The organism is Streptomyces sp. NPDC097619, from assembly GCF_040302735.1.
Classification (GTDB): domain Bacteria; phylum Actinomycetota; class Actinomycetes; order Streptomycetales; family Streptomycetaceae; genus Streptomyces.
On the sequence record NZ_JBEOSD010000010.1, the window covers coordinates 55,322 to 68,438 of the forward strand.

Genomic DNA, 13,117 nt, shown 5'->3' on the forward strand with positions numbered 1-13,117 from the left:
CGGCGCATCGAATTCTTGGCGGGCCGTGACAAATTATCCGGAGTGCCGTGACAAAGCCCGCCTGAATACGGCTCGATGGTCCGGAGAACTCTTCGAGGAGTGATGTTCGTGAAGAAGCGCATACGGTTATCCGCGGCCACGGCACTCGTGTCCGCCCTCCTGCTCTCCACCGGCTGCGGTAACGACGGAGGCGGAGAGAAGACCCTGGTGCAGCCCGCTGCCGGCAGCGTCGACGGTGACGCCGGACAGGCCGGCCGGGACGGGTCCGGTGCGGGTGGGGATGATGCCGCCGGGGATGCCGCGTACGGCTCCGGCGGATACGGGGACGAGAAATCAGGCTCCGCCAACGGAAACTCCGATGAAGCGGGCGGAAACGAAAGCGGAACCGGTGGGAATCAGGTCGGAAAGAGCGCCGGTCGTCTGAACGTCCGTGACATCGCCGGGATCGGCCCCTCGGTCACCGACAGCCGCGGCTTCACCCTCTACCTCTTCGACAAGGACACCACCGACCCCGCCGCCTCCACCTGCGCGGGGGAATGCGCCCGCACCTGGCCGCCGGTGCCGGCCGACGACGCCACCGCCGGGGCCGTGGTCGACCCCCGACAGCTCGGTGAGGTGCCCCGCGCCGACGGCACCCGGCAGCTCACCCTCGGCGGCCGCCCCGTCTACCGCTACCGCCTCGACACCGCCCCCGGACAGGCCAAGGGCGAGGGCGTCGGCGGCACCTGGCACGCCATCGGCCCGGACGGCCGGGCCGCCGCCCGGGACGGCGCGGGCCGCACCCCGGAACCGAGCCCCCCGCCCGCGGCCCCCGCGACACCGCCGGCGGCACCGCCCGTCGCGCTCGCCACCCGGCAGGACCCCGAGCTCGGCAGGATCCTCGTCGACGGCCGCGGCCACACCCTCTACCGCTTCGACAAGGACAGTGCCTGGCCCATGCGGACCGCCTGCACCGGGGCCTGCGCCGACCAGTGGAAGCCGGTCCCCCCGATGGGCCGGGCCGGGGTCCGCGGCGTGGACCCGGATCTGGTGAACTCCTTCACCCGGCCGGACGGGACCCGGCAGCTCGCCGTGGACTGTTGGCTGCTCTACACCTACGTCGGGGACACCCGCCCCGGCGAGGTCAACGGCCAGGGCAAGGGCGGCACCTGGTGGGCGGTCGCCCCGGACGGGAAGAAGGCGGGCGCGCCCCGCACCGGATGAGCCGGCCGCCCGTGGGCCCGGCTTCCGGCGCCGTCCGGCCCGACCCCCGCTCGGACCCCTGCCCCGATCCCCGTCCCCGCCCCACCTCCCGGACCCGTGGCCGGCTCGTGCTGCCGCTCCTGTGCGCGGCCGCCGCCCTGCTCGGCGGCGGCCCCGCCCGACCCCCCACGCCCGGTTCCGGGGAACCGCCCTCCCCGGCGGCCCTCGGACGGGCCGCCGGCTGCCGTCCGGAACAGGTCACCGCGGCCGCCGAACTCTGGGAAGGCGCCTGCCGCACCCCCCGAGGGGCCCTCCGCCTGCTCCGCTTCGCGACCGCCGGCGGACAGCGGGCCTGGCTCGCGGAGGCCCGGGCGTACGGCGGTACGTACCTGGTCGGGGACCGCTGGCTGGTGGTGGCCCAGGACCCCGGAGCCCTGCCCGGGCTCCGCGACCGACTCGGCGGCACGTTCGGTACCGGGGACCGACACACCACCCCGCACCCCGCCGATCCCGCCGAATCCGCCGATCCCATCGACCCCATCGGTCTCGCCGGTACGGACGGTACGGCCGGCGCGGGCGGCCACGCCGGGGGCCATCCGGAACGCTGAACCGGCGGCCCCTCCCGACGCGGGATCCGTCGCCCCCCGTGTCGCCCGCCCGGCCCGTTTCGCCCCCCGGCCTGCTGCACCCCGCCCGGCCTGGGGCCTACAGGCCGCCCGCCACGCGCAGGATCGCGCCCGTCGTGTAGGAGGCGTCCTCGGACAGCAGCCAGGAGACCGCCCCGGTGATCTCCTCGGGGCGTCCTGCCCGGCCCATCGGGATCACCCGGGCCACCCGGGCCGGGCGTTGCGGGTCCTCGTGGAAGTCCGTCCACACCGTGCCGGGGGCCACGCAGTTCACGCGGATGCCGTCCGAGGCCACCTCCTTGGCGAGCCCCACCGTCAGCGCGTCCACACCGGCCTTGGCCGCCGCGTAGTGCACGTACTGGCCGGGAGCGCCGAGGGTGGCCGCGGCCGAGGAGACGTTCACCACGGCCCCGCCCCGACCGGCCATGTCCCGTACCGCCCGCCGCGCGCACAGCAGGTACCCGAGGAGGTTGACCTCCAGGGCGGCCCGCATCCCGGCCGGGTCGGCCTCCGCCAGCCGGCCGTTGGGGCCGCTCACCCCGGCGTTGTTCACCAGCCCCGTCACGGGCCCCAGCCCCTCCGCGGCGGCCTCGAACAGCCGGTCCACCGCGTCCTCGGACGCGGTGTCCACGGCCACCGCCAGGGCGCGTCGGCCCGCCGCCCGCACCGCCTCCGCCACGGCGCCCGCCGCGTCCGCGTTCGAGCGGTAGCCGACGACCACGTCGTGCCCGTCCGCGGCCAGCCGCCGGCACACCGCGGCCCCGATGCCGCGGCCACCCCCCGTGACGATCGTGACGTTCCGTTGTTCGCTCATGACGGTCAGCCTAGGCCCGACCTCCGCGCACCGAGCCGGTCGGGAACCTCGGAGCATGGGATCGGCCCAGTTCAGGGCTGTTTTCGGGCGCATCGGGGCCCCTCCGGGCCGACCCGGACCGTACCCCTGTCCAGGAAGCCCCGATCACGGGATATCTTGATGTCGAGCAATGTTGCAGACGTGGAGACGTGGAGCGGAGAGCACCCGGTGACTGACTCGACCATCATTTACACGCACACTGACGAGGCCCCGGCCCTGGCGACCTATTCCTTCCTGCCCGTGGTCCAGGCGTACGCCTCGACGGCCGGCGTGAAGGTGGAGACGCGTGACATCTCCCTGGCCGGGCGCATCATCGCCAGCTTCCCCGAGCGCCTGGAAGAGGGGCAGCGCATCGCCGACGCCCTCGCGGAGCTCGGCGAGCTCGCCAAGACCCCCGGCGCCAACATCATCAAGCTGCCGAACATCTCGGCGTCGATCCCGCAGCTGAAGGCCGCCGTCGCGGAGCTCCAGGCCCAGGGCTACGCCCTGCCGGACTACCCGGACGACCCGCGGACCGACGAGGACAAGGACGTTCGCGCCCGCTACGACAAGGTCAAGGGCTCGGCCGTCAACCCCGTCCTCCGCGAGGGCAACTCCGACCGCCGCGCCCCCGCCTCGGTGAAGAATTACGCCAAGGCCCACCCGCACCGCATGGGTGCCTGGTCCGCGGACTCCAAGACCACCGTCGCCACCATGGGGCAGAACGACTTCCGGTCCACCGAGAAGTCCGCCGCCATCACCGAGGACGGCGTCCTGCGCATCGAGCACGTGGCCGCCGACGGCACCACCACCGTGCTCCGCGAGTCGGTACCGGTCCTCGCCGGTGAGGTCGTCGACGCGTCCGTCATGCGCGTCGCCGCCCTCCGCGAGTTCCTGGCGGCCCAGGTCGCCGAGGCCAAGGCGCAGGGCGTGCTGTTCTCCGTGCACCTCAAGGCCACGATGATGAAGGTCTCCGACCCGATCGTCTTCGGCCACGTGGTCCGCGCCTTCTTCCCGAACACCTTCGCCAAGTACGGCGAGACCCTCGCCGCCGCGGGCCTGTCGCCCAACGACGGCCTGGGCACCGTCCTGAACGGTCTGGCCGCCCTGCCCCAGGGCGAGGAGATCAAGGCGTCCTTCGACGCCGAGCTCGCCGAGGGCCCGGCCCTCGCGATGGTCGACTCCGACAAGGGCATCACCAACCTGCACGTGCCGTCCGACGTCATCGTCGACGCCTCGATGCCGGCCATGATCCGCACCTCCGGCCACATGTGGGGCCCGGACGGCCAGGAGGCCGACACCCTCGCCGTCCTCCCGGACAGCAGCTACGCGGGCGTCTACCAGGCCGTCGTCGAGGACTGCAAGGCCCACGGCGCCTTCGACCCGGCCACCATGGGCTCCGTGCCCAACGTCGGCCTGATGGCGCAGAAGGCCGAGGAGTACGGCTCCCACGACAAGACCTTCGAGATCGCCGCGGCGGGCACCGTCCGCCTCGTCGACGCCGCGGGCACCACAGTCCTGGAGCAGGAGGTCTCGGAGGGCGACATCTTCCGCGCCTGCCAGACCAAGGACCTCCCGATCCAGGACTGGGTCAAGCTGGCCGTCACCCGCGCCCGCGCCACCGGCGCCCCGGCCGTGTTCTGGCTCGACGAGGACCGCGCCCACGACGCCGTGCTCATCGGCAAGGTGAAGCAGTACCTCGCGGAGCACGACACCGAGGGCCTGCAGATCGAGATCCTGTCCCCGGTCGAGGCCACCGCGTTCTCCCTGGAGCGCATCCGCCGCGGCGAGGACACCATCTCCGTCACCGGCAACGTCCTCCGCGACTACCTCACCGACCTCTTCCCGATCCTGGAGCTGGGCACCAGCGCCAAGATGCTGTCGGTGGTCCCGCTGATGGCGGGCGGCGGCCTGTTCGAGACGGGCGCGGGCGGCTCCGCCCCCAAGCACGTCCAGCAGCTCGTCAAGGAGAACTACCTCCGTTGGGACAGCCTCGGCGAGTTCTTCGCCCTGGCCGCCTCCTTCGAGCACCTGGCCACCACCACGGGCAACGCCCGCGCCAAGGTCCTGGCCGACACCCTCGACCGCGCCACCGGCACCTTCCTCAACGAGGACAAGTCGCCGACCCGTCGCCTCGGCGGCATCGACAACCGCGGCAGCCACTTCTACCTGGCCCTGTACTGGGCCCAGGAGCTGGCCAAGCAGACCGACGACGCCCAGCTCGCCGAGGCCTTCGCCCCGCTGGCGAAGACCCTGACCGAGCAGGAGCAGGTCATCGTCGACGAGCTGAACGCCGTCCAGGGCTCCCCGGCCGACATCGGCGGCTACTTCCAGCCCGACACCGCCAAGGCCGCCAAGATCATGCGTCCCTCGGCGACCCTCAACCAGGCCCTGGACAGCCTGGTCTGAGCACCCACCGGGGAACGGCCGCCCACCCGGGCGTGACCGCCCCCGCGCCGGCCCCCGCTCCACGCCTCCGCCCCGCCCGGCAACCGCCGCGGCGGGGCGGAGGCGCGTCCGGGGGGATGCGCGGTCCGCGACCACCCCGCCACCCCCGCCACTCGGCCGCGCCCGCCACCCCGCCGCGCCCGCTCGGCGCCCTTCCGCCCCGGCCGTCCGCTCGGGCAGGATGGCCGCCGTACCGCCGGGCGCGGCCGTCGTGCGCAGGGCCGCCGGCCCCGGGCCCCGCCTCCGGCCCCCGTCCCGACCGGGAGGACCCAGTGGCAGAGCAGGACCAGCGGACGGCACCGGAAGGACCGGCACCGGAAGGACCGACACCGGAAGGACCGGCACCGGAAGGACCGACACCCGACCGGACCGCCTTACGCCCGGTGCCCCCGGCGGAACGGGCCCCGGACGGGCCGCCGCCGGGCCCGGACCCCTCCCACACCGGGCCGGCCCCGACGATCCCGCCCGCCGACGCCCTCGCGCGGGTTGCGCGGCACGCGCGACCGCATCCGGTACCGCAAGAGCAAGAGCAGACTCACGGGGACGATGCCGGGGACCCGGAACCGGACACGGACCCGGACCCGGTGGCCGCGCGGACGGCCTTCTACCGCGACCCGTACCCCCGCTACGCCGAGGCCCGAGCCGCCCCCGGGCTGACCTGGCTCCCCGAGGCCGCCGCCTGGCTGGTCGCCCGCGACGCCGACGTACGCGAAGTGCTGCTGCGCCCCGCCGACTTCTCCTCTGCGAACTCGCTGCTGCCCGACGCGGCCCTCTCCGGCCCCGCCCTCGCGGTCCTCGCCGCGAGCGGTCCGCCCCCCGGCCCCACCGTCGTCGCCTCCGACGGGGCCGCCCACCGCCGCCACCGCGCCCCGCTCAACCGCGGGCTCGCCCCGACCCGGGTCGCCGCCGTCCTCCCGTACGCACGGGCCCGCGCCCGCGCCCTGGTCGACGGATTCGCCGGGGACGGCTCCGCGGACCTGGTCGACGCCTACGCCCGCAGACTCCCCGGCCAGGTCGTCGGCCGGCTCATCGGCCTCGACCCACAGGACGTGCCCGCCGCCGTCCACGGCGGCTACCGCGCCGAGGAGATGCTCTTCCGGCCGCTGTCCGAGGAGGACCAGGCGGCCGCCGCCGAGGACGTCATCGCCCTCCAGCGGCTCCTGGACGGCTACGTCCGCGACCGCCGCGCCCACCCCCGGGACGACCTCTGCTCGGAACTGGTCGCCTCCCTCGCCCCCGGCACCGGCGAACTCGCCCCGGAGCAGCGCCGCGAGCTCGTCGCGAGCCTCCAGAACCTCCTCATCGCCGGCTTCCTCACCACCAGCGCCCTGATCGCCACGACCCTGGCCCACCTGCTCGCCGAGCCCGCCCGTTGGCGGGCCCTCCGCGAGGACCCGGGGCTCATCCCCGCCGCCGTCGAGGAGGCGGCCCGTTTCGACGCCCCGGTCCAGGCGTTCCGCCGGCTCACCACCCGCGAGGTCACCCTCGCCGGCACCACCCTGCCCGCGGGGGCCACCGTCCTGGTCGCCTACGCCTCCGCCAACCGCGACGGCACCCGGTACCCCCGGCCCGACGCGTTCGACCTGCACCGCCCCGAGGACCGCCGCCACCTCGCCTACGGGCACGGTCCGCACGGCTGCCCCGGCTCCCGGCTCGCCCGCGAACAGCTCCACCTCACCCTCGAACTCCTCGTCGCCGCCCTCCCCGGCCTCCGCCTCGACCCGGCCCACCCGGCCCCCGAGCCCCTCCCCACCCTGATCCACCGCTCGCCCCGCAGTCTCCACGTGCTGTGGTGATCGGCAGCCGGTGACGGGGGCCGGGGCCGGTGACGGGCCCGCCCTTCAGCCCGCGGCGGACGGGGCGGGCGCGGAGGATCCGGAAGGCGCGGCGGACGGGGGCGGCCCGGCCGGAAAGACCAGCCGGAAGCACGCGCCGCCCCCCGGGGCCCGTTCCGCGGTCAGGGCGGCCCCGTGCGCCTGCGCGATCTGCCGGGCCATCGCCAGCCCCAGCCCCGAACCGGGCAGAGCCCGCGCCGCGTCCGCCCGGTAGAAGCGGTCGAACACGTACGGCAGGTCCGCCTCGGCGATGCCCGGCCCGTGGTCCCGTACGGTCAGCTCCGGAGCCCCGCCCCGATCCGTCAGCTCCACCTCCACCGGCAGCCCCGGCGGGCTGAACTTCGCGGCGTTGTCGAGGAGGTTGGACAGCAGCCGGGTCAGCCGGGCCGGTACGCCGCGCACCACCGGACCGGGACCCGGAAGCGGCCCCGATGCTGTCCCGGCCCTCGGCTCCGGTCCCGCGTACCGCAGGGTGAAGGGCACCCGCGGCCAGTGCGCCCGGGCCGCGCCCACCGCGTGCTTCACCAGCGGGACCAGCCGTACCTCCTCCACCAGCTGCTGCGGCTCCTCGTCCCGCGCCAGCTCGATCAGGTCCCCGACCAGTCCGGTCACCTCGCGCAGTTGGCGTCCCAGGGCCGCCGAGGCCCGCTCGCGCTGCGCGGGGGTCAGCCGGTCGGCGCGCGCGAGCAGTTCGGCGTTGGTGCGCAGCGCGGTCAACGGGGTCCGCAGCTCGTGAGAGGCGTCCGCGACCAACCGCTTCTGCGCGGTCACGGATGCCTCCAGCGCGTCGAGCATGCTGTTGAAGCTCCCGGCCAGCCGCGTCAGTTCGTCCTCCCGGGCGGCGTCCTCGCCCCCGGCAGCACCCCCCTTCTCCTCGATCTTCTCGTTCCCCTTCCCTCTCCTCTGCCCGTTCCTCTTCCTCTTCCTCTTCCTCTTCCTCTTCCCGGACCCGACCTCGGGCAGTTCGATGCGCAGCCCCGGGTCCCGGGTCGCCGCGATCCGTTCCGCCATGGCCGTCAGCCGGGCCACCGGCGCCAGGCCGGTCCGTGCCACCGCGTACCCCAGACCGCCCGCCAGCAACACCCCGGCCGTGCCCACCAGCAGCAGCACCCACGCCGCCTGCGCCACGCCCTCCCGGACGGTGTCCGCGCGCAACGCCACCTGGAGGGCCAGCCCCCGTCCGAAGGGCGTCGTCAGCATCCGGGCGGGGTGCCCGGCCAGGGTGAAGTCGGTGTAGTAGCCGTCGTGGGTGCCCGCGGCGACCCGCCGGGCCGCCGGATCCAGCGGCAGCAGCCGTGGCCCGCCCGCGTCCCGGGCCGGATCGGCGGGCACCAGCTCCGCGCACGCCGGGGCGGCCAGGAACCGGCACTCCCCGGCCAGTACCCCCGGTCCGGCGTCCCGGTTCTGCTGCGCGGTCAGCCGGGCCGACTGCGTCAGGTTCAGGTCCAGCTGCCGGTACAGCTCGTAGCGCACCAGGAAGAACGCCGCGGTGCACACGCCCACCACGACCAGCGTCACCGCGGCCGTGGCGGCCAGCGCCAGCCGGGTCCGCAGGGGGCGGCGCCGCCGCCAACGCCCCCCGAGCCGACGCGTGCCCCGCCCGCGCGCGCCCGGCCCGCTCCCGTCTCCGCCATGCGCGCTCGGCCCGCTCCCGTCTCCGCCGTGCGCGCTCGGCCCGCTCCCGTCTCCGCCGTGCGTGCTCGGCCCGCTCGGGCCCGCGTTGCTCGGGCCCGTGCTGCTCCCGCCTTCGCCGTTCATGCCTCGTCCAGTCGGTAGCCGACCCCGTGCACGGTGTGCACCAGCCGCGGTTCCCCGCCCGCCTCCAGCTTCCTCCGCAGATAGCCCACGTACACGGCCAGGGAGTTCGAATCCGGGCCGAAGTCCCGCCCCCAGACCAGCTCCAGGATCATCTCCCGGGGCAGCACCTGGCCCGGGTGTCGCAGCAGCAGCTCCAGCAGGGCCGACTCGGTCCGGCTGAACTCCAGGGGGCGCCCGTCCCGGCTTCCCGTCCGCGTCACCGGATCCAGTACGAGCCCGCCCAGGGCCAGCGGCCCCGCGGGCCCGGCACCCTCCGGCGCGGCGCGTCGCAGCAGCGCCCGTACCCGCGCCACCAGCTCGTCCAGCGCGAACGGCTTCACCAGGTAGTCGTCGGCCCCCGCCTCCAGCCCGTCCACCCGCTCGGACACGGAGTCCAGGGCCGTCAGCACGAGCACCGGCGTCCGGTCTCCCACCGCCCGCAGCTGCCGGCACACCGCCAGGCCGTCGAGCACCGGCATCATCACGTCGAGCACCACGGCGTCCGGCCCCCAGGAACCGACCTCGGTGAGCGCGGTCAACCCGTCCCCGACCCCCCGCACCTCGAACCCCTCCACGCTGAGCCCGTCCTCGACGGCCGCCCGCACCTCGGGCTCGTCGTCCACCACCAGAATCCGCTGCACCATCCCCAAAGCCTGCCAAACCGTACGTAAGAACCTCTTAGAACCGCTGGGAACCCGCACCGGCGAGCCCCGGCGGGAGGGGACCGACCCGGCGCGCGCCGCAGGGCCGACGGGATCGTGCCGCCGGTAGTTGCCGGAAGGCCCGTGCCGGCGGCACGGCGGTGTGAGAGTGTCGGTGTGTGCCGTGGGTCACATCACGGGGCCCGGGTGGGCGGCTCGGAGGGCAGCCGCATGCCCGGGGCGAGAGAGCCTGGGGGGCTTCATGCGGGAAATGGTCCAGGGGTCGAACATCGCGCTGGCAGCGCTGAGCGAGAACACCGGATCCGTGATCGCCGGTCTGAGCTGGGTCAGCCCGACCGGCGAGGGCGACGCCGACGTGTCGGTGCTGCTGCTGGACGGGAACGGCAAGGTCCGCGGGGACGGTGACTTCTACTTCTACAACAACGCGGTCGCCCCCGACGGCAGCGTCCGACTCCTCGGGAAGACACCGACGGACACCGGCGACGAGGACCGGATCAGTTTCGACCTGACCGCGGTCCCGCCCGGCGTCCACCGGATGCTCATCGCGGCGAGCCGCCACGGCGGGGCGGGCTTCGGGGAGCTGGAGGACCTGAAGGTGACCCTCGCGGACGCGACCGGCGAAGGGCTCCTCACCTTCGCCGTCGACGACGCCGACACCAAGAGCGCGATCATCTTCGGCGAGCTGTACCGGCGGGCGGGGGAGTGGAAGTTCCGCGCCGTGGGCCAGGGGTACGACACCGGGCTGGCCGGACTGGCCACGGACTTCGGGGTCGACATCGACGACGCCGCGGAAGCGGAGGAGCCCGAGGACGGCGTGGACGCCGCCGGTGGCACGGACGCCACGGACGTCGCCGGTGGCGAGGTGCGCGTGACCGCGGGCGGAGCCGCCCCCGCCCCCGTCACGGCTGCCGCCCCGACGGCGGACCGGCAGCCGGAGGGCACGCCCAGTGCCGCGACGGCCCCGATCGCGAGCCTGGTACCCGTGCCCCGCGGCCCCGTCGACGCGACGGCGGGCATGGCGGGAACAGGAGGTGCGCCGGGTGTGGTGGGCGTGGCGGGTGCGGAGCGCACGGCCGCCGCGCGCCCCCGCACCGCCAAGAAGAAGGTCACCCTCCCCAAGGTCGCCCGGAAGTCCCTCGCGGACAACGACTCCTGGCAACAGGCCCGGCTCTTCCCGCTGTCTGTCCTCCGGAGCGACCGGGACCGGGAGATGCGGGCCACCTCCGTCCTCCTGTCGGTCATGGCACAGGTCCCCGAGTTCGGACGCCGGCTCACCGCCGCCTTCGGCGCACCGTCCGGCCGCATGGAGACCTTCACCGAGGTCTCCCTCCCGCACGGCGACGCACCACGACGCCCGGACGGGATCATCCGCGTCGAACGGGCCGGCAAGCTCTGGACCGCCCTGGTGGAGACCAAGACCAACGGCAACGCCCTCAAGGCCGAGCAGGTCCAGGCGTACGCGGACATCGCGGCCCGCCGCGGCTACGAGGCCGTGATCACGCTGTCCAACGACGTCGCCCTGGAAGGCAGCCCCCTCGTCGCCGTCAAGGCCGACGGACGGCGCAAGCACAAGGTGGCCCTGTGGCACCTCTCCTGGGCCGAAGTCGCCTACCAGGCACAGATGCTGATCCGCTACGAGGGCGTCGGCGACAAGTCGCACGCCTGGCTGCTTCAGGAACTGCTCCACTACCTCCGCCACGAGAACTCCGGCTGCCACGGCTTCCAGAACATGGGCGCGGCCTGGGTCCCCGTACGCAACGGCATCGACGACGAAACCCTCTGCCAGGGCGACCCCCGCGCCCTCGACGTGGTCGAGAGCTGGGAACGCCTGATCCGCCAGATCTGCCTCAGCCTCGGCGGCGAGATCGGCGAGAAGGTCCTGCCCGTGCAACGCGCGAAGCGCGGCGCGGACCCGCAGGCCCGCCGCGCCCGCGCCGCCGACCAACTCTGCCTCGACGGCCGCCTCCAGGCCGAACTCCGCGTGGACGGCGCCCCCGGCATCCTGGCCGTCTGCGCCGACATGCGCACCGGAAAGCTCCGCACCTCCGTCGAGATCCCCGCCCCCACCGACGGCTACCCGCTGACCTGGGCCAAACGCCTCGTCCGCCGCCTCGCGGAAGCCCCCGCCGACCTCCACGTCGAAACCCTCGTCGACGGCGACACCGGCGGCCCCCGCGGCACCCTGGAACGGCTCCGCCCCGAACCGGCGGGCATGCTCCCCCAGAACGGCGACCGCATCACCGGCTTCCGGCTGTCCCTGTTCAAGAGCATGGGGAGCACCCGCGGCAACGCCGAGACCGGCTTCATCCGCAGCGTCGACGAGGCCGTCCACCGCTTCCACACCCACGTCGCCACCCACCTCGCCCCCACCCCACCCCGCCGCACCCCGAAGGACCCCCCGACCCCGACCACGTGAGCCCCCCCTGCCGCCCCGCGCTCCGACCGGTTTCTGCTCTCTTAGAAGGTTCTTAGGGCGGGTCGGGAGCGTGGGGGCATGACGCCATCGCTTTCCGTTGTGATCGGTGCCGGGGGTACCGGCGGACACATCTATCCGGGGCTCGCGCTCGCCGACGCCCTGCGGCGGGCCGTGCCGGGGGCCCTGGTCTCCTTCATCGGGACCGAACGCGGGCTGGAGACCCGGCTCATTCCCGAGGCGGGGTACCGGCTGCACACCGTGGACATGATCCCCTTCGATCCGTCCCTCGGGGCGGCGCGGTACCTGTTGCCCGCCGCGCTCGTGCGTTCGGCCGGGCAGGCCCGGGCCGTGTTGCGCCGGCAGGGGGCGCAGGTGGTGGTGGGGATGGGCGGGTACCCGAGCGCCCCGGCGGTGCTGGGGGCGCGGCTCGCCGGGATACCGGCGGTGATCCACGAGTCCAACGCCGTGCCCGGCCGTGCCAACCGGTTCGCCGCCCGGCTCACCCCGCACCTGGCCGTCGCCTTCGACCGCAGCCGGCCCCACCTCACCGGTGGGGAGAAGGCCCTCACCACCGGCATGCCCATCGCCGCCGCGCTCGCCGGGCTCGACCGGTCGGCCCTCCGGGACCGGGCGCGCGCCGAGTTCGGGATCCCGGACGGCGCCCGGCTGCTCGTGTTCAACGGCGGCAGTCTCGGGGCCGCCCGGCTCACCGCCGCCGCCACCGCGCTGGCGGCGGCCTGGCGGCACCGCACCGACGTGTACCTCCTCATCAAGACCGGCCCCGCCGCCCTCGACGCCGCGCGCCGCGAGCTCGCCGAGAACGGCGGCCACCGGGTGGCCCGGGCCGTCCCGTACCTGGACCGCATGGACCTCGCCTACGCCGCCGCAGACCTGATGGTGTGCCGGGCCGGCTCGGCCACCGTGGCCGAGCTCGCCAGTACCGGGCTGCCCGCCGTCCTGGTCCCGTACCCGCACGCCCCCGGTGACCACCAGACCCACAACGCCCGCGTCCTCGTCGACGCCGGGGCGGGCCTGCTGCTGCCCGACGCCGAGACCGGCGCCGACCGGCTGGCCGCGCTCGTCGGCCCCCTCCTCGACGAGCCGGCCCGGCTCGCCGCCATGTCCGGGGCCGCCGACCCCGGACCGCACGCCCACGCCGCCGAACTCCTCGCCGCCGAGGTGCTGAGGCTGGCCGGACATCCCGCCGCGGCCACGGTCACGGCGGCGGCGAACGCCCGGGCCGCCGGAACCTCCACGCCGTCCACGGCTGCCTGACCCCCGGATCCGGCCCGGCGCCGACCCTCCACACCGCACACGTC

The 13,117-nt window shown here is 74.9% G+C and carries 9 protein-coding genes; 6 read left to right on the top strand and 3 right to left on the bottom strand.

Annotated elements, in window-relative coordinates:
- Positions 1-108: 108 nt before the first annotated feature.
- A complete protein-coding gene (locus ABTZ17_RS04880) occupies positions 109-1,203 on the top strand; it encodes an SCO0930 family lipoprotein (protein WP_352194065.1) in 1,095 nt (364 codons plus the stop codon).
- An 11-nt stretch (positions 1,204-1,214) separates the two neighbouring features.
- Positions 1,215-1,790, top strand: a complete 576-nt coding sequence (locus ABTZ17_RS04885; RefSeq protein WP_352194066.1) for a hypothetical protein — start codon at positions 1,215-1,217, stop codon at positions 1,788-1,790.
- A 97-nt stretch (positions 1,791-1,887) separates the two neighbouring features.
- Here the strand turns inward: ABTZ17_RS04885 and ABTZ17_RS04890 are convergent, their stop codons facing one another.
- Positions 1,888-2,622 (bottom strand): SDR family oxidoreductase, encoded by a 735-nt coding sequence (locus tag ABTZ17_RS04890; RefSeq protein WP_352194067.1) that lies wholly within the window; start codon positions 2,620-2,622, stop codon positions 1,888-1,890.
- A 207-nt stretch (positions 2,623-2,829) separates the two neighbouring features.
- On the opposite strand from ABTZ17_RS04890, the gene ABTZ17_RS04895 reads away from it, so the two are divergent.
- A complete protein-coding gene (locus tag ABTZ17_RS04895; RefSeq protein ID WP_352194068.1) occupies positions 2,830-5,049 on the top strand; it encodes an NADP-dependent isocitrate dehydrogenase in 2,220 nt (739 codons plus the stop codon).
- 623 nt (positions 5,050-5,672) lie between these two features.
- Entirely contained in the window at positions 5,673-6,884 is a 1,212-nt protein-coding gene (locus tag ABTZ17_RS04900) for a cytochrome P450 (RefSeq protein WP_352194069.1), read from the top strand.
- A gap of 45 nt (positions 6,885-6,929) precedes the next feature.
- Here ABTZ17_RS04900 and ABTZ17_RS04905 read toward each other — a convergent pair whose 3' ends face one another.
- Entirely contained in the window at positions 6,930-8,477 is a 1,548-nt protein-coding gene (locus ABTZ17_RS04905) for a sensor histidine kinase (protein ID WP_502994596.1), read from the bottom strand.
- A 200-nt stretch (positions 8,478-8,677) separates the two neighbouring features.
- A complete protein-coding gene (locus ABTZ17_RS04910; protein WP_352194070.1) occupies positions 8,678-9,364 on the bottom strand; it encodes a response regulator transcription factor in 687 nt (228 codons plus the stop codon).
- A gap of 259 nt (positions 9,365-9,623) precedes the next feature.
- Between ABTZ17_RS04910 and ABTZ17_RS04915 the strand changes: the two genes are divergently transcribed.
- Both ABTZ17_RS04915 and ABTZ17_RS04920 read left to right on the top strand, forming a co-directional pair.
- Positions 9,624-11,798, top strand: coding sequence for a TerD family protein (locus tag ABTZ17_RS04915; RefSeq protein WP_352194071.1), 2,175 nt, complete (start codon positions 9,624-9,626; stop codon positions 11,796-11,798).
- Between the two features lie 78 nt (positions 11,799-11,876).
- Positions 11,877-13,073: a UDP-N-acetylglucosamine--N-acetylmuramyl-(pentapeptide) pyrophosphoryl-undecaprenol N-acetylglucosamine transferase gene (locus ABTZ17_RS04920; RefSeq protein ID WP_352194072.1), complete on the top strand. Its 1,197-nt coding sequence runs from the start codon at positions 11,877-11,879 to the stop codon at positions 13,071-13,073.
- The last annotated feature ends 44 nt before the right edge of the window (positions 13,074-13,117 follow it).